Raw genomic sequence first — 16,057 nt, 5'->3', positions numbered from 1 at the left:
CACGCGTCGACACTTGCGCGCATGGGATAGAAACATCTACATGCGTAGATTTCTGGTTTCGACCGTGCTGCTCCTGGCGCTGCTGACCGGGACGGCGGGGCAGGCGTCCGCCGCTCCTCCCGGGGCCCCGCCGTCGCGTCCGGCAGCCGCCGGCTGGTCGATGGCGGACGGCGAGTTGACCTGGCGGTCGGCGCGGCGGGTGCCGATGGGCGACGCCGACGTGGAGTTCTGGTCCGGTGAAGAGCGGCTCGGCAGGGCCCGCCCACACCCGGACGGCCGGACCTTCAGCCTCGCCGTGGCCGGGCCCCTCCGGCCGGGCCCGCTGACGGTGCGGGCCGGCGGGAGACGGCTCGACCAGGCTCCACCGGCCGGCACCCGCCGCCGGACGACGGTACCCACGATGCCGGCCCGCCAGCCGGCCGGAGCCGTCGATCCCGGCGTCTCCGGGCCGTACGGGTCGGTCACCGGCGAGTACGAGCTGCCCGCCGTCGAGCTGCCCGATCTTCCGGAGCGGGTCGAGATGCGGGCGGTGGTGGTCGCGCCGCAGAACGCGCCCGGCAGCCGGCCACTGGCCCTGTTCCTGCACGGCCGGCACGACTCCTGCTACTCGGGCGCGACCGAGGTGCCGCAGCAGTGGCCCTGCCCGGCCGGTACCGAGCCGATCCCGAGCCACCGCGGCTACCTACAGGCCCAGCGGCTGCTCGCCTCGCAGGGATACCTGACCGTCTCCGTCTCGGCGAACGGAATCAACGGGCAGGACCGGGGAGTTCCGGACGGTGGTGCCCAGGCCCGCTCCTCGCTGGTCCGGCTGCACCTGGCGAGGTGGGCCGACTGGACCGGCGCCGGCCGGGCCGCCGCCCCGGCGATCGTCCGCGCCGCGCCGCCTGCCGACCTGTCCCGGGTACTCCTGGTGGGTCACTCCCGGGGCGGCGAGGGGGTCGGCCGGGCGGCGCTGGACTCGCTCACCCCGCCGCCGGCCGGGCCGGACGGCTACGGCGGGGACGTCCGCTGGAACGTCCGCGGCCTGTTGCTCGTCGGTCCGACCCTGTTCGGGCACGATCCGGTGCCGGACGTCCCGTCGGTGACGATCCTGCCCGGCTGCGACGGTGACGTCTCCGACCTACAGGGCCAGATGTTCGTGGACGAGACCCGGGGGCTCAGCCACGGCCGGGCGCTGCACAGCGCGCTGTACGTCGTCGGGGCCAACCACAACTTCTTCAACACGGAGTGGACACCCGGCCAGTCGGTGGCACCGTCCGACGACGACTTCCGGGCCTCCGACGACCCGGTCTGTTCCCCGGGCACCCCGACCCGGCTCACCCCGGCGCAACAGCAGACGGTCGGCGCCACCTACGTCGCCGCCGCCGCGCGGCTCTTCGTGGCCGGTGACGACCAGGTCCGACCGCTGCTCGACGGCAGCGGCGTACGGGCGCCCTCGGCCGACCCGGCCCGGGTGCACAGCCACGCGCTCGGCGGCCACCGTACCCCGCTGGTCACCCCGGATCCGTCCACAGTGGTCTCCGCCGGTGGACGGATCTGCGACCAGGTCACCGACGACGCGGCGCGCTCCTGCCTCGACCCGGAGGACGGGAACGCCCTGCGGGCGCACTTCGTACCGTTCCTCTGGACCGTTCCCGAACCCGGCCGGTACGCGGCGGCGCTGGACTGGACCGCCGGAGCCGGGCGCCCGATCCGGCTGACCCCGCCCCGGCCGGTCGGCCTCGCCGACGCCGACGCCATCGCACTGCGCGTGATCGTCCCACCGAACAGCACCGGGACCCGGTTCGACGTCACCGTCGTCGGGCCGGACGGCCGCCGCGGCAGGCTGGGCGAGATCCGGGTCGACGGCCTGCCCGGCACGGCCAACACCACGTCGTACTGGGCTCAGGAGGTACGCGTGCCGCTCGGGAACGCACCGGCGACACTTGCCGCACTCGAACTGACCCCGAGCGGCGGCACCGGACGGGCCTGGCTGCTCGACGCCTGGGGCTGGCAGCCCGGCACCCCCGACCCGATCCCGACCTCCCTGCCCCGGATCGACGTCGGCAACCTGCGCGTCACCGAGGGCGACTCCGGAACGCGGACTTACGACATCCCGGTGAGCGTCCTCGGCTCGGGCGGCGGCGTGGTACGGCTCTTCCTCTTCGACGAGACGACGCGCACCCGACGCTCCTGGCCGGCCACCGTACGGCCGGGCGAGCGGAGCATCCCGGTGCCGGTCGAGGTCGTCGCCGACACGCTGTGGAACTACACCGAGAACCGGACCCTGACCGCCAAGGCGGAGCAGGGCCTGGTGGTCGGCAGCTATCTCGGCGGCATGTCGACGCTCGACGACGACCCGGAGCCGGTTCTCTCGGTCGAGTCCGCCTCCGCGCGGGTCGCCGAGGGCGGGACGCTGACCTGGCGCTTCTCGTCGTCGGCGCTTACCGAGGCGGGAATCTACCTGTTCACCGAGCCGCGCGGTCCGGCCGTCGGTGTGGAGTTGTCCACCACCGACGTCGACCCGGACTGGTTCGTGCAGAGCACGCTGGAGCCGGTGGAGCCGGAACGGCCGCTGTCGGAGACCTGGCTGTCGCCGTACCTCTTCATCGAGGCGGACGCGACAAGCGGTGCGGTGACCGTTCCGACCGTCACCGACTCGGTGGCCGAGCCGGACGAGTCGGTCGAGCTGCGATTCGTCGGCCTGCCGGAGGGCCCGGTGCCGAGCACGGTGCTGACCGGCGTGGTGTCGGCGGGCTGATCCGGCCCCGCCAGCCTATCGGTGCACGGAATCCTCCGACTACCCGCGCAGCGCGCAATTGTTGCCCGCTGACGCATCGACCGGAACGTCGTTAAAGTCTCGATCCAACATCCCCAGCTCGACGGAGGTCGATGTGTTGGTCAGGCGTCTGCGTTCCTCTGTTCTCGTCGTCGGTATGTCGATGGTGACTCTGCTCGGTACCTCCGCGGCCGCGTCGGCGGGTGCGGTCTCCGCGACCGCCGGGAGCACCTGCCTGTCCCAGGCGCTCTGCCTGTACGACGGCGTCGGGTTCACCGGTGCGATGTACTCGGTGACCTCGATCAACCCCGGCGGAGTCTGTGTCAGCCTGGTCGACGAGGGATGGGGTGACCGGGCCAGGTCCGTGGTCAACACGCACAGCCGCAGCGCGGCCATGTTCATGAACGACGACTGCCTCGGCGGTCCGTACCAGGTCCCCGCCAACTCCAGCATCTCGGACCTCGGCTCCTTCAGCCCGGAGAGCGTCTGGGTCCAGCGCTAGGGTCGCGACCCCGGGGCAGGCCGTGCCGGCGCGGCTGCCCCGACAGCAGGTGCGGCGATCGCAGGCGGGTACCCGGTGCCCGCCTGCGATCGCCTGCCGTTTTCCGCCGGCACCACCCCTGCTCGGCCGCGCCGAGCGTGTGCCGGCACCCCGTCGACGCGCGGGGACTGCGTCCCGCTGTGCAACTGCTCGACCTGCGCTGTTGAACGCACCTCGCGGGCCTTGCGCGGAGGCGACCCGGGTGGGGGAGGACGACGCCGGGCCGGGGGAGGCGACGACGGGGCGGGGAGAGGTTACCCCGGCGAGGTGCCGTACCGGTCCGGGGTCGCCGGGAGGCGACGGACGGGATGCCCGGGAGCGACCGAGGTCGCGGGTCTTCGTACACGGCACGGGCGTGCGCGTCGGCTGGCCGCAGCAGGCCCTCCTGGTCTTCGGGCCGCCGCCGGTCTGGCTGGCCGTGACCGTGCTCCGGGGGATCCCGTCACCGGTGATCACGCTGCTGGCGGTCGGCGGGCTCTACGGCGTGGGGTCGGCGGTGGTGCACAACCTCTTCTGGGCGGACGTCTTCGGCGACCGGCCGCCGCGGTTGGGCGGCAATCTCGCCGACCAGCTGCCCCGGGCACGGAAGAGCTGGTGTTCCGGCTGACGACCAGCGCCAGCAGCCTGCGGCCTTCTGGTCGGGCTGCTCACCGGACTGTTCGCGGTACTCGTCCGCCGGCTGGCCCGGCGGTGGACCGCCGAGGGCACGCCAGCGCGCCGCTCGTGGATCACATTGATCAATTTCACTCTCTGTCGTCCAGGGTGTGTCCATCCGTGGTTCAGCTTGGCTGCATACGCTTTCCCATTGAACCTTTTCAACCTCCCCGGCGATCCGTGGGGCCGCAGGGCCGGATCGCGGTGCGTGCGCGCCGGACGGTCCAGGTTGCGGAAGGCACGTCGTCGACGGCACGGACGGAGAGCCGAAATTGCCTGAGCGCAGCGAACTCACCAGGGACCCCGCCGGCGCCACCCGTTACGGCGAGCTGGCACGGTGCCGCCCCGGGCAGTGGTGTGCCGGCCGGGGCGACACCGTCGACGCGAGCCCGGCGAGGCAGCCGGACGGAGGGGGACGACGGATCGAGGAGATCCTCGGCGACCTCGACGACGGCGCACACGTCGTCGAGGTCACCGGCGGAGCTGGGATCGGCCGGACCAGGCTGCTCGCCGAGATCGCCCGCCTGGCCGGAGCACGGGAGATCCGCGTCTTCTCCGATGCCTCCCCGCCGGACGGGGTACCGCTGCCGGCCGGTCCGGCCGGTGGCCGGGTGCGGCACGACCGACCCGGCCAGGCGTACCCGCTGGTCGATGCGGTGCACACCCTCCTGGAGCCGTACCTGTCGACAGGTGGTCCGCTGGTGGTGGTGCTCGACGTGCCGCCGGGGCACCCGTCCGGGCCCGGCCGCTCCGAGGAGGGCACCGAGCCGTCCGGGGCCGCCAGGCCGGAACCGGGTGGCCCGCCGGCCGCCACGGCCCGCTCCCGTCGGAGTCAGCGCCGGGCCGGTCGTGCCGTGCCGGCCGCGCTGACCAACCGGGAACGGCAGGTCGCCGAGCTGGCCGGCGACGGACTCACCAACCGGGAGATCGCCGCCGCGCTCTTCGTCACCGAGAAGACGGTCGAGATGCATCTCACGCACGTCTTCGCCAAGCTCGACGTCCGCAACCGGGTGGGCCTGGCCCGGCGGCTGCACGCGACCGGCCGGAGCGAGTGACCGACACCCGGGCGCGGCGCGGACCGCTCCGGCCGGCCGTCCGGACGTCCCGCCCCGGCGGCGTACCGCGGCCCGCCGTGGCCGTCGACGGCGCGCGGACCGCCGTGGCCGTCGACGGCGCGGCGCCCGGTGGGCTCACCAGCCGAGCGCGACGGCGGCGACGAGGCCGCGTTTGTGCGTGATGGAGACCGTGACCTGCCCGACGCCCGCCCGTTCGGCGGCGACGGTCGCCGCCCGGCGCAGCTCGACCTGCGGGGCGCCGCCGGGCCGGGACAGTACCGCGACGTCGCACGGTGCGATGCCCTCGAACAGCCCCGTCCCGAGTACCTTCAGCACGGCCTCCTTGGCGGCGAACCGGCCGGCCAGGAACTCCCGCCGCCGCTGACCCGAGAGCCGGTCGGCGTGCGCCAACTCGACGTCGGCGAAGGCGTACCGGGTGAACCAGGCCCGCCGGGCGAGCCGGTCCAGCTCGTCGACGGACATCAGGTCAACGCCGAGTCGCACGGCCGTTCCCGGCGAGCTCGGGAGTGCTGGGCGACTCGCCCGACACGGGTGCGGCGAAGACGTCGCCGGAGACTGGTGCGGCGAAGACGTCGCCGGGCTCGGGCGGGGCCAGGAAGTTGCCCTTCAGCACGCCCCGGAACACGGACATCCGGTGCAGGTTGCTGGTGCCCTCCATGATCTCGAAGGCGCGTACGTCGCGGTAGGTCTTCTCCAGCCAGGGATGCTCGACAAGCGCCGCCGGGCCGAGCAGCCGCGCGGCGAGCAGCGTCGCCTCCTCGGCCAGCCGGGCGGCCTGTGCCTTGGCCGCGCCGAGCCGGTGGCTGTTCACCGCACCACGGTCCACGTCGGCGGCGCCCTGCCGGATGAGCCGGCGCACCGCGGCGATCCGGTCCAGTACGTCGTCGAGCTGCAGCCGGTCGAAGCCGGCGAGCGCGGGACGCTGCGCCAGTACGTAGTCGCAGACGGCCTGGGCGCAGCCCAGCGCCATCGCCGCGATGGTGGGCCGGGCCCGGTACAGCACCTGGGTCGCGCCGTACAGGCCGCGCCGGGTCCGCCGCAGGTGCGCGCCGAGCAGGTTCCCGGCGGGCACCCGGACACCGTCGAACCGGATCCGGCTGATCCGGGCACCCCGCAGGCCGACGGTGGGAAGCAGCTCCCCGCTGAAGCCGGGGGTGTCGGTGTCGACGAGTACGGCCTCGATGCCGAGCGGTCCGGGCGCCCGCCGGCAGAAGACCACCCCGAACTCGGCCCGGGCGCCGTTGCCGATGTAGCACTTCTCGCCGTCGAGGATCCAGCCGTCGCCGTCGGCGGCCGGGGTGAGCGTGGTGGTCAGCTCGGTCGCGGCGGAGCCCTTGGTCGGCTCGGTCAGCCCGAAGAAGGTGTGCTGCGGCTCGGCGACGAGCCGGTGGTAGTAGCGGTCGGCCTGTTCGGTGGTGCCGAGCACGTCCACGACGCCGCCGGAGAGCGCCGGGCCGGGGCTGGCCAGCCACACGTTGGGGTCGCCGTAGGCGAGGCGTTCCCAGGCCACGCTCTGCCCCAGCACGGTCCGCAGCAGACCCACCAGGTTCGCCGGCGCCTCCTGGCCGGGCCAGTACCGGGGCGGGATGGCGCAGAACCGGGAGAGGCGTACCCCGGGCCGGTCCAGGTGGTCGCCGATGACGTCCGGGTCCTGGTCGAGCAACCGGCCCAGCTCGCGGAAGTCGGCGGAGACCTCGGCGCAGAACCCGTCCAGCTCGCGCAGGGTGTCGTCGAGCGGCTCAGGCATCGCGGTCCTCCGTCTCCGGCCGCGACAGCGGCGCTCCGGGGTGCAGGTAGAGGTTGCCGGTGACCTCCGCCAGGTAGAGTTCGCCGGCCGGGCCGTCGAGCAGGAACCCGGCGGCGCCGAAGAGGTAGAGCACGGTGCGGCCGAGCCGGACGAGCCGCTGGTGGGTACGCCACCGTGCGGCCGCGTCCCCGCAGCGCCGTTCCGGCGGCATCGCCTCGTCCTCGCGCAGCGCCATCGCGATGTCGGCGAGTTGCGCCTGTACGAGTTGCCGGGCCAGCAGCGAGGCCCCTTCCGAGCTGCGCTCGCCGAGGTGGTGTACCGCCTGGTCGAAGGCGCGGCGCAGGACCGCCCGGTGCAGGTCGAGCAGGCCGGTGGCGAACCTGTCGGCGACCTCCGCCGGTGCCGCGTGGGCCGACCCGGCACCATCACCGGCCGGGGATGTGACGGCGAGGCCGAAGCGGTGCAGCGGGTTCGGCTCCGCCGAGGGCAGCGCCGCCACCGAGGCGGCGACGTGGCCGCTCGGTGCCGGCACCGGTGCGCCGGGGCGGACGCTGTGGTGCAGCGCGTCCAGGGCGCGCGGATATCCGGCGACGCCGAGCGGTTGGGTCAGGGCAGCTGTCACGGCGCTCTCCTCGGGGTCGGTGCGGCGGGCCGGCGGCGCAGCACGGCGACCTGGCTCTGCCCGGTACGCGGATCGGTGTCGCAGAGCACCACCGACCGGTACGCCTCGGCCCACTCCTGGTGGTGGCGCGCTAGTTCGAGCCAGACCCCGGTGCAGTACGGGCCGGCCGCGGCCCGGTGCACCGGCCAGCCGGTGTCGGCGAGGTCGTCGGAGTCCGCCCAGGACCCGGCGACGAGCAGCGTGGATTCCGGTTCCGGGCCGGTCACCGGGTCGGTCGCCGCCGCCCATCCGAGCAGCGCGCCCAGCGGGGTGCCCCGGGGAGCCATCCGGGTGCCGGCGAACTCGTAGCGCCCGGTGTCGTCGAAGTAGAGCAGCGCCGCCGAGTTCGGCACCTTGTTCTCCTCGACGAACGGGTCGGGATAGGCGAACGTGTTCTGCTCGCAGACCACCAGGGCCAGCGTGCGGCACCGGCCGGAGCGGGTGAACGCGTCGGCCACCCGCAGCGCGGTGAACGGCGCCCGGAGTCCCTGTTCGGAGACGGCGAAGCAGTGGCTGCCGCCGCCGAGCAGATAACCGACCCGCTGGGCCACGTGCTTGAGCGCGATCATGTCCGGCAGCCCGAAGGCGAAGACCAGCAGGTCGGGGCTGGCCAGCCGGAACGGCAGCTTCTCGATCACGGCCTCGGCCAGTTCGGTGAAGCCGACGTTGGCGCCCTGCCGGAGCCGGTCCTCGTCGCGCTGGATGCCGAACCGGACGAGCAGGTCACGCTCGAAGATCGCGCAGTCGGGATCCGGCCGGTACGGGACGCTGCCCGGCTCCAGCACCAGCGCGGCGGATGACAGTGACAGCGGCATGGGATCAGGCGTTGCCGTCGAGGTTGCTGGCGACGTAGTCGGCGAGGGTCTCCAGCGAGGTGAAGTCGGACATCTCCAGGTTCTCCGGGTCGACCTCGATGCCGACGCTGTCCTCCAGGGCCATCAGCAGTTCGAGGATGGAGGTGGAGTCCAGGTGCAGGTCCTCGAAGAGCCGGGTCTCCTTCGGCATGCCCGACACGGGTCGCTGGAGTACCTCGCTCAGCGCCCGCTCGATGTCGGCGATGATCTTACTGTTCTCCATGGCTGCTGGTCCCTTCGGATGAGGCGGTGGCGGTGGTCGCCGGCACGGGGAACGTGACCAGACGCTGCGGCCGGAGCAGGTCCTCGACGGTGTCGCGACCGCGGATCAGGTGCGCCGTGCCGTCGAGCAGGAGCACCTCGGCCGGATGGCCGTGGCTGAGGAAGAGCACCGGCGAGGCGCTCGGGCCGTACGCGCCGGAGCGCTCCACCCCGAGCAGGTCGCCGGGGCGTACCTCGGGGAGCCGGACCTGCTTGCCGACCACGTCGCCGGGGGTGCAGAGCGGACCTGTCACGTTGTAGACGTGTTCGGCCGGTGCTTCGGGCCGGCTCAGCGAGCGGATCGGGAAGTTGCGCTTGACGAAGCTGCCGATTCCGACGGCGGCCATGTGGTGGTTGGTGCCGCCGTCGGCGACCACGAACCACTCGCCCTTGGAACGCTTGACGTAGCGGGCCCGCACCACGTAGGTGCCGCACCAGCCGACCAGGTAGCGGCCAAGCTCGGTGACGATCCGGGTCTCCGGGTGGCGTTCCCGGAACGCGGCCACCTCGTCGTTGACGCCGTCCACCGCGGCGTCGCCGTCGAGGTCGGTCTCGTTGTCGAAGTACGGCACGCCCCAGCCGCCGCCGACGTCCACCATCTCCAGCGGGATGTCGAGCGCCTTGCCGAGTTCCTCGGCCATGGTCAGTACGCCCCGGGTGTTGTGCCGGACCGTGGCCGCGTCGAGGATGCGGGTGCCGAGGTAGGCGTGGATCCCGGCGACGCGTACCCGGCGCAGCCGGTGCAGCGCGGCCGGACCGTCGCGCAGGATCTCCTCGTCGATGCCGAACTGGCGCGGCTTGCCGCCCATCGCCAGCCGGGAGCCGTGGGTGTCGAAGTCGGGGTTGACCCGCAGCACGACCCGGAGGCCGTCGGCCCCGGGCATCGCGTCGAGCGCGGCGACCTCGTCCAGCGACTCGCAGACCACCGCGTAGATGCCGCGCTCGCAACAGGCCCGCAACTCCTCGGCGGACTTGCCCGGACCGAGGAAGATCACGTCGGCCGGGTCGACGCCGGCCCGCTCGGCGGTGACCAGCTCGGCCAGCGAGGAGACCTCCAGACCCGCGCCGAGGGCGCCGAACAGGGCGCAGACGCTGAGGTTCGGGTTCGCCTTGGCGGAGTAGAAGACGTCCACGTCGGCGCGGAGCCGGTCGCGCAGTGCGGCGTACCGGCGGCGCAGCAGGTCGCCGTCGTAGACGTAGACCGGGGTGCCGAACCTTTCGGCCACCTCGGCGTAGATTCCGGTCATCGGCGCTCCTCCGGTCATCGGGGCTGTTCAGGTGCGTGGCCGGTCATCGGGGCAGCTCGGATGCGGGCCAGGGGCGTCAGCGTCTGCGGGCCGGGGCTTCCGGCGGTCATCCGGGCTGGCCGGGTGCGAGGCCGGCGAGCAGGGCTCCGGCGGCGTCGTCCAGCGCCGACAGGCGCTCCGGGTCGGCGGCGACGAGCAGGGCGTAGAGCCGGCCGTCGAACGGCGGCGGCCGGTCGGCGTCGGCGTTCACCGTGCCGAAGCAGGTGACGACGAACCGCTGCCCGTCGTCGCGGTCCAGCACCGGGGCGAGCGTGCGGGCGACCTCGGCGAAGGAGACCGGCGCGGCGAGCCGCAGCGGGTAGTGCCTGGCCAGCGCCACCTGCCCGGGTCGCTGGCACAGCTCGGTCACCCCGCCCTGGTAGCTCGACATGTTCAGCCGGGCGTTGATCTCGAGTACCGGGTACAGCTCGCCGCCGGTGGCGACCACCGCGTCCACCCCGACGACCCCGGCGTACCCGTCGGTGTGCAGCCGGGCGCCGACGGCCTCGACCGCGCGGGTCAGCTCGGCCTGTTGCGCCGGGGTGAGCGCGACAGGCATCAGGTGTCCCTTGTGTACGCCGTTCTCGGTGATCGCCCGCTTGACGAAGTCGAGGGTGGCCCGGCCGTCGGCGGAGACGGTGAGCTGGTAGTTCAGGTCGTGGCTCTTCTCCACCCACTCCTCGACGACCACGTGCAACCGGTCGTCGCCGGTACGCTCGGCGCGCCTGTCGACCATCCGGAGCAGCCGGTCCGCCGTCTCGGGGCGGTCCAGCAGCAGCAGCCCCTTGCCGGATACCCCGTAGGCGTCCTTCACGACCAGCCGGACGCCGTCGGTGAGCGCGGCGCGCCGCCGGCCGAGTACGGCCGCGAGGTCGTCGCGGGTCTCGCAGCAGTCGCCGGGCACCGCCCGCAGGCCGGCGGCCTCGGTCAGCCGGCGGGAGTAGATCTTGCTGTTGACCCGGGCGAAGGTGGTCGCGTCGGGGACCGCCAGCGGCAGCCCGCACCGGTCGGCGAGCTTCTGCTCCAGCACCGTGGTGCCCATCGGCAGCAGCCGGGCTCCGGCGGCGCCGAGGGCGGCCAGCCGCCGGAGCAGTTCGGGGGAGTCGAGTACGTCCTCGGTGGTCGACCGGTCGGCGCGGACGTTCTCCGGCACGAGTACGGTCGGCAGCGGCATCCCGAGCCGGGACAGGTAATCCCGGTATCCCGGGTCGAGGGGGTGCTTGAGCAGCAGGACGTCGTCCGCGCCGGCCAGCAGGATGCCGTGTTCCTCCATCCGGGCCACCACCGAGGTCGGCGCCGAGAAGCGCGGCGCGGGCAGCCCGACGTGTCCCTCGGCCCACCAGTTCTCGGCCTCGAAGTTGCAGACCAGGACCAGACGCCCGTCCGGTGCGCCGAGCAGGTTGGCCTTGAGGGTGCGCAGATAGCTCGTGTCCATCGCCGTCCTCGAAGTGGGCGTCAGGATTCGGGTGGGCGTCAATATTCGATGACCATGGCGGCGTACGTGGCGCCGACCCCGACGGAGGTCAGCAGATAACGCTGGCCGGGAATCAGCAGACCGCGGTCGCGCATGGTGGCCAGATTGATGAACGGGTCGGAACAGTAGGTGTGGCTGTACCGTGCGATGTTGTCGAGAAAGACGCGGCTGCGGTCGAGGCCCACCTTTGCGCACAGGCGCAGCCACAGCGTCCGGTTGACGTTGTGCGGGACCACCATCGCGATGTCGGATATGTCGAGGCCGGCCCGGCGCAACGCCTCCTGCATCATTTCCCACAGGTGGATGTTGTAGGTGTCGTCGAATTCCCGCTGCCGCTCCACGGTCATCCGGAAGCCGTCGGCGAACTCTCCGGCGGTGTGTGCCGCGTAGGAGAGGATCCGGCTGCCGGTGCCGTCGATGCCGAGCAGGCAGGCGGCCGACCCCTCACCGGTCACCGAGACGTTGAGCATGTAGCGCACCAGCCCGGTGAACGGTTTCTCCCCGGTCACCACGAGTGCCAGCGCGTCCCGGTCGCCGTCGGCCCGGAGCAGTTCACCGGCGACGTCCAGCGCCGCGAGGTTGCTGGCGCACATCTGGTGGGTCACGGCGAACGCGTCCGCGCAGGTCAGCCCGAGCCGCTCGCGCAGCCGGTCGGCCGCGTAGACGAACGACGGGGTCAGGTCCGGAAAGGTGTGTGCGTAGATCAGGTACCGGACGCGCTCCGGGTCGGGCACCGTGCGGAGGGCCCTCTCGGCCGGGGCGGCGAGCAGGTCGAACAGGTCCATGTCCGGGTCGAGGTGTATCCGGTCGAGCCCGCGGATGCGCCGGAACATCCGCGCCTGGTGCCGGTTCAGCCCGTTCGCCTCGGCTATCTCCTCGACGGCCCAGGACCGTTCCGGCGCGAAACCCTCCACGTGCAGCAGGCTCGTGACGGGCTCGGTCACCGTTTCCTCGGGATGAGCGGCCACCGATTCCTCCAGATGGGCTGATGCGCCGTCGGTGGTCCCGACCGGGGACGACGGCGCGGCGAAGACAGACTAAACGCGGTGATCGGCCGCGAGGAACTGGGGAATACCCCAGGAACTTTTTCGAGACACGTCAATGAATGAAGGCAGGGTTTACCCGATTGTCAACGGTCGGCCAATTCGCCTAGCGTGTCCGGCAGCCGCTGAGAGGATGGCAATGGGAATTAAGCCTATCGACCTCTTTCCACCCCCGGTCGTCGGTCCCCGCACGTCCACCGTCGAGTTGCGCCGCACCGGACGGCGGTACGCCAAGGTCGTCGGCGGCCGGGGCGGCGACGGGCCGCTCACCCTCGGGCACCTCGGCATGCTGAAGTGGATCAGGCAGGAGAAGCCGTACGGCCGGTGGGCGGCGGCGCCGCTGGAACTGCCCCCGGGCGCCGGCGTCGAGGACGTGGTCGCCGCGCTCGCCGCGCTCGTCGCCCGGCACGAGGGACTGCGCACCCTCTTCCCCGGCGGCGCCGAGCCGGTGCAGCGGGTACTTCCGCACTGCGAGCTGCCGGTGGACGTCTACGAGCACGGCGAGGCGACCGCGGCGGCACTCGTCGACGAACTCTTCCACCGGCTCCGGGACGGCGAGTTCGACCTCGCGACGGAGCTGCCGCTGCGCACCGCGATCGCGGTACGCGACGGGGTGCCCACCGTCGCGGCGGTGGTCTACTCGCACGTCGTGGTCGACCTGATGAGCGCGGAACTGCTCGGTCGGGAGTTCACCGCGCTCGCCGCCGACCCCGCCCGCCGGCAGCTCGGCCCGCCCCCGCACCAGCCCCTCGACCAGGCGGCGTACGAGCGGTCGCCGGCCGGGCGCCGTCGCCTCGACACCGCCCTCGGCTACTGGGAACGTCACCTGCGCCGGCTTCCGCAGTGCACCTGGGCGGCGCCGCGCACGACCGCGCCACCCGGCGGGGCCACCTCCGGCTGGCTCTGGTCCCGGGCCGGTGCGCTGGCCCTGCCGCAGATCACCGCCCGGGTCGGTGCGAGCGGGTCGATGGCGGTACTCGCCGCGATCTGTGCGGTGCTGGCCCGGCGTACCGGCCACCGGCACTTCCCGCTGCCGACGCTGGCCAGCAACCGGACCGAGCGCCGGCTCCGCGAGTACATCGGCCCGCTGGCGGCGGACAGCCTGGTGCCGATCGACGCCGACGCGGACAGCTACGACGAGCAGCTGCGCCGGGTGGGCGGCGCGGTGCTGCGGGCCGGTCGGCAGGCACAGGTCGACGACGTCGCGCGGGTCCGGATGATCGACCAGATCCACCACGACCGGGGCAACTGGTACGGCCGGGACACCACGTTCAACGACGCCAGCACCTTCAACGACAGCGAGACCGTCCCCACCCCGGGCGACCAGGCCGGAGCCGCCCCGGGCGACCAGGCCGGCTCCGCGCCGACCGAGCAGGTCGGAGCCGCCGGAACCGGGCCTGAGCAGGCGCGGGCGGCGCTCGGGGAGACCCGGATCTGGTGGCAGGACTGGCCGGACATCTCGCCGCTGCTGGCCTGGCGGCTGATGCAGAAGCGCGGTGAGCTGGTGCTCGGCGTGATCAGCCAGGACCGGAACCGGGTACCGCCGGAGGAGATCGAAGCACTGCTGCGCGGCGTGGAGCGGGTGCTCGTGGAGGCGGCCGACGGGAACTTCCCACTGTCCCGGATCGGCGAGGTGAGCGGGATCGAGCCGATGGACCGCGGCACCGGCTGGCGACTCGTCGACTCCTCCTGGGTGGAGCTGGCCGAGGTACAGCGTCTCCTCGACGAGACGCTCGACGCGGCGGCCCGGCGGGTCTTCGCGGTACCGGACGGCGACGGGTTCCGGCTGGTGGCGTACCTGGCCGGCGGGAACGTCCGGACACCCCGGCAGGCGCACCTGGCCTGCGTGGCCGCGATGCCGGGCCGCCGCACCGCCATGACGCCGCACCGGTACGTCGTCTGCGCCGCACCCCCGGCCGACCCGGCCGATCGGGCGGCCTGGGCCCGGCAGCCCGTGCTCGCCGACGGCGACGGCCGGACGGACCCGTGAACGGGCGGAGCGGCGGTCCCGGAGTCCCCGGCGACGAGCCGGCCATCCTCGTGGCCGACCTGCGCAAGTCCTACCGGGGTCGGCCGGCGGTGGCCGGGATCGACCTGACCATTGGCCGGGGGGAGGTCTTCGCCCTGCTCGGGCCGAACGGCGCCGGCAAGACCACCACCGTGGAGATCCTGGAGGGGCACCGCCGCCGGGACAGCGGCCGGGTACGGGTGCTCGGCGTCGACCCGGCACTGGGCCGGCCGGACTGGAAGGCCCGGATCGGCATCGTGCTGCAACGCTCCGACGACCTGACCCAGGGCGGCGCCCTGACCGTCCGGGACTGGACCCGGGCGATCGCGGCCTGCTTCCCGAACTCCCGGGACCCGGACGAGGTGATCGAGCTGGTCGGGCTGACCGACCGGCGGGACGCCCGGGCGGCGTACCTCTCCGGTGGGCAGCGCCGCCGGCTCGATGTCGCGCTCGGCATCGTCGGCCGGCCCGAACTGCTTTTCCTGGACGAGCCGACCACCGGATTCGACCCCGAGGCCCGCCGCCGGTTCTGGGACCTGATCGCCGACCTCGCCCGGTCCGGCACGACGATCCTGCTCACCACGCACTACCTGGAGGAGGCCGAGCAGCTCGCCGACCGGATCGCCGTACTCGTGGACGGCCGGATCGTGGACATCGGCCCGCCGCAGACCCTCGGCGGCCGGGCCACCGCGCCGGCCACGGTCCGCTGGCTCAGTCCCGACGGACCGCGCAGCGTCCGCACCGGTACCCCGGCGAAGCTGGTCGCCGAGCTGGCCACCGAGTACGGCCCGGACGTGCCGGGACTGGCCGTCGAGCGGCCCAGCCTGGAGGAGACCTACCTGCGCATGATCGGAGAGCCGGCGTGACCGCCCCCGGCGTGCCCCTGCGGCGTCCGGCGCTGCTGGCGGTGACCCGGGCCCGGGTCCGGGTGGAGTTCCTGGTCTTCATCCGGGAACGGATCTCGGTGGTCTTCACCTTCTTCTTCCCGGTGCTGCTGCTTGTCGTGATCGGGGCGATCTTCCACGGCCAGCGGCTGCCCGGCGACGTCGACCTCGCGCAGTACTTCGTGGCCGGCATGATCGGCGCCGGGCTCTTCGGCGTCAGCTTCCAGAACGTCGCGATCGCCATCCCGATCGAGCGGGACATCGGCACGCTCAAGCGGCTCGCCGGCACCCCGATGCCGAGGTCGGCATACTTCGTCGGCAAGATGGCGATGGTCGCCTTCGTCGCGCTGGCCCAGAACGTGCTGCTGCTCGGCATCGGCTCGGCCTTCTTCGGGCTGCGCCTGCCCGGCACCGCCGACCGGTGGCTGACCTACCTCTGGGTCATCGCGCTCGGGATCGCCTCCTGCACCCTGCTCGGCATCGCGGCCAGCGGCCTCGTCCGCAACGGCCGTACCGCGCCGGCCGTGATGTCGCCGATCGCGATCGTGCTCCAGTTCATCTCCGGCGTCTACTTCGTCTTCGCCACCCTGCCGACCTGGATGCAGACGGTGGCCGCCATCTTCCCGCTCAAGTGGATCGCCCAGGGGATGCGGTCGGTCTTCCTGCCGGACGGCTACCAGACCCAGGAGCCGGCCGAGAGCTGGGAACTCGACCGGGTGGCCCTGGTCCTCGCCGCCTGGTGCGTACTCGGCTTCCTGGTCGCCGTACGCACCTTCCGCTGGCGCGGCCGGACCGACGACGACTGAAGGG

General features: G+C 73.0%; 15 protein-coding genes. 7 read left to right on the top strand and 8 right to left on the bottom strand.

The genetic code is table 11. From position 1 onward, the window contains the following. Nucleotides 1-40: 40 nt before the first annotated feature. From ACN28A_RS35460 to ACN28A_RS35445, 4 genes are all read left to right on the top strand, one after another. Nucleotides 41-2,740 (top strand): hypothetical protein, encoded by a 2,700-nt coding sequence (locus tag ACN28A_RS35460; RefSeq protein ID WP_421403000.1) that lies wholly within the window; start codon nt 41-43, stop codon nt 2,738-2,740. A gap of 175 nt (nt 2,741-2,915) precedes the next feature. Further along, the gene (locus tag ACN28A_RS35455; protein WP_421402998.1) at nt 2,916-3,260 is read left to right on the top strand and encodes a peptidase inhibitor family I36 protein; all 345 of its coding nucleotides are present in this window, start codon (nt 2,916-2,918) and stop codon (nt 3,258-3,260) included. 394 nt (nt 3,261-3,654) lie between these two features. Continuing rightward, nucleotides 3,655-3,906: a hypothetical protein gene (locus ACN28A_RS35450; RefSeq protein WP_421402996.1), complete on the top strand. Its 252-nt coding sequence runs from the start codon at nt 3,655-3,657 to the stop codon at nt 3,904-3,906. Between the two features lie 319 nt (nt 3,907-4,225). Next, a complete protein-coding gene (locus tag ACN28A_RS35445) occupies nt 4,226-5,008 on the top strand; it encodes a helix-turn-helix domain-containing protein (RefSeq protein WP_421402994.1) in 783 nt (260 codons plus the stop codon). 135 nt (nt 5,009-5,143) lie between these two features. Here the strand turns inward: ACN28A_RS35445 and ACN28A_RS35440 are convergent, their stop codons facing one another. From ACN28A_RS35440 to ACN28A_RS35405, 8 genes are all read right to left on the bottom strand, one after another. Further along, nucleotides 5,144-5,512: a holo-ACP synthase gene (locus ACN28A_RS35440; protein ID WP_421402992.1), complete on the bottom strand. Its 369-nt coding sequence runs from the start codon at nt 5,510-5,512 to the stop codon at nt 5,144-5,146. After that, on the bottom strand, nt 5,496-6,776 hold the full coding sequence (locus tag ACN28A_RS35435) for an acyl-CoA dehydrogenase family protein (RefSeq protein ID WP_421402990.1): 1,281 nt from the start codon (nt 6,774-6,776) through the stop codon (nt 5,496-5,498). Before ACN28A_RS35435 ends, ACN28A_RS35440 begins: the two co-directional genes overlap by 17 nt. Then, a complete protein-coding gene (locus ACN28A_RS35430) occupies nt 6,769-7,398 on the bottom strand; it encodes an acyl-CoA dehydrogenase family protein (RefSeq protein ID WP_421402988.1) in 630 nt (209 codons plus the stop codon). Before ACN28A_RS35430 ends, ACN28A_RS35435 begins: the two co-directional genes overlap by 8 nt. Continuing rightward, nucleotides 7,395-8,252, bottom strand: a complete 858-nt coding sequence (locus tag ACN28A_RS35425) for a hypothetical protein (RefSeq protein ID WP_421402986.1) — start codon at nt 8,250-8,252, stop codon at nt 7,395-7,397. The genes ACN28A_RS35430 and ACN28A_RS35425 overlap by 4 nt, the downstream gene beginning before the upstream one ends. 4 nt (nt 8,253-8,256) lie before the next feature. After that, nucleotides 8,257-8,514, bottom strand: a complete 258-nt coding sequence (locus ACN28A_RS35420; protein WP_278062370.1) for an acyl carrier protein — start codon at nt 8,512-8,514, stop codon at nt 8,257-8,259. Continuing rightward, nucleotides 8,501-9,799, bottom strand: coding sequence for a diaminopimelate decarboxylase (locus ACN28A_RS35415; protein WP_421402984.1), 1,299 nt, complete (start codon nt 9,797-9,799; stop codon nt 8,501-8,503). The genes ACN28A_RS35420 and ACN28A_RS35415 overlap by 14 nt, the downstream gene beginning before the upstream one ends. A 106-nt stretch (nt 9,800-9,905) precedes the next feature. Continuing rightward, nucleotides 9,906-11,273, bottom strand: coding sequence for an ATP-grasp domain-containing protein (locus ACN28A_RS35410; protein ID WP_421402983.1), 1,368 nt, complete (start codon nt 11,271-11,273; stop codon nt 9,906-9,908). 38 nt (nt 11,274-11,311) lie between these two features. Beyond that, a complete protein-coding gene (locus tag ACN28A_RS35405; RefSeq protein ID WP_421402981.1) occupies nt 11,312-12,256 on the bottom strand; it encodes a 3-oxoacyl-ACP synthase III family protein in 945 nt (314 codons plus the stop codon). A 238-nt stretch (nt 12,257-12,494) separates the two neighbouring features. On the opposite strand from ACN28A_RS35405, the gene ACN28A_RS35400 reads away from it, so the two are divergent. From ACN28A_RS35400 to ACN28A_RS35390, 3 genes are read left to right on the top strand one after another with little or no spacing between them, the layout of a single operon-like run. Next, the gene (locus tag ACN28A_RS35400; protein ID WP_421402979.1) at nt 12,495-14,345 is read left to right on the top strand and encodes a condensation domain-containing protein; all 1,851 of its coding nucleotides are present in this window, start codon (nt 12,495-12,497) and stop codon (nt 14,343-14,345) included. Continuing rightward, a complete protein-coding gene (locus ACN28A_RS35395) occupies nt 14,342-15,229 on the top strand; it encodes an ABC transporter ATP-binding protein (protein ID WP_421402977.1) in 888 nt (295 codons plus the stop codon). Before ACN28A_RS35400 ends, ACN28A_RS35395 begins: the two co-directional genes overlap by 4 nt. Next, the gene (locus ACN28A_RS35390; RefSeq protein WP_421402975.1) at nt 15,226-16,053 is read left to right on the top strand and encodes an ABC transporter permease; all 828 of its coding nucleotides are present in this window, start codon (nt 15,226-15,228) and stop codon (nt 16,051-16,053) included. Before ACN28A_RS35395 ends, ACN28A_RS35390 begins: the two co-directional genes overlap by 4 nt. Nucleotides 16,054-16,057: the final 4 nt, after the last annotated feature.

Source organism: Plantactinospora sp. WMMB782 (genome assembly GCF_049179135.1).
In the GTDB taxonomy this organism is placed as follows: Bacteria; Actinomycetota; Actinomycetes; order Mycobacteriales; family Micromonosporaceae; genus Plantactinospora.
Note: the sequence above shows the minus strand (reverse complement) of the source record. Positions and strands in the feature narration are given on the sequence as shown.

What these genes read in the sequence shown, in the direction of transcription:
- ACN28A_RS35460 (WP_421403000.1), top strand. Translation starts at nt 41, where the DNA reads ATGCGTAGATTTCTGGTTTCGACCGTGCTGCTCCTGGCGCTGCTGACC.
- ACN28A_RS35455 (WP_421402998.1), top strand. Translation starts at nt 2,916, where the DNA reads ATGTCGATGGTGACTCTGCTCGGTACCTCCGCGGCCGCGTCGGCGGGT.
- ACN28A_RS35435 (WP_421402990.1), bottom strand. Translation starts at nt 6,776, where the DNA reads ATGCCTGAGCCGCTCGACGACACCCTGCGCGAGCTGGACGGGTTCTGC.
- ACN28A_RS35425 (WP_421402986.1), bottom strand. Translation starts at nt 8,252, where the DNA reads ATGCCGCTGTCACTGTCATCCGCCGCGCTGGTGCTGGAGCCGGGCAGC.
- ACN28A_RS35420 (WP_278062370.1), bottom strand. Translation starts at nt 8,514, where the DNA reads ATGGAGAACAGTAAGATCATCGCCGACATCGAGCGGGCGCTGAGCGAG.
- ACN28A_RS35415 (WP_421402984.1), bottom strand. Translation starts at nt 9,799, where the DNA reads ATGACCGGAATCTACGCCGAGGTGGCCGAAAGGTTCGGCACCCCGGTC.
- ACN28A_RS35410 (WP_421402983.1), bottom strand. Translation starts at nt 11,273, where the DNA reads ATGGACACGAGCTATCTGCGCACCCTCAAGGCCAACCTGCTCGGCGCA.
- ACN28A_RS35400 (WP_421402979.1), top strand. Translation starts at nt 12,495, where the DNA reads ATGGGAATTAAGCCTATCGACCTCTTTCCACCCCCGGTCGTCGGTCCC.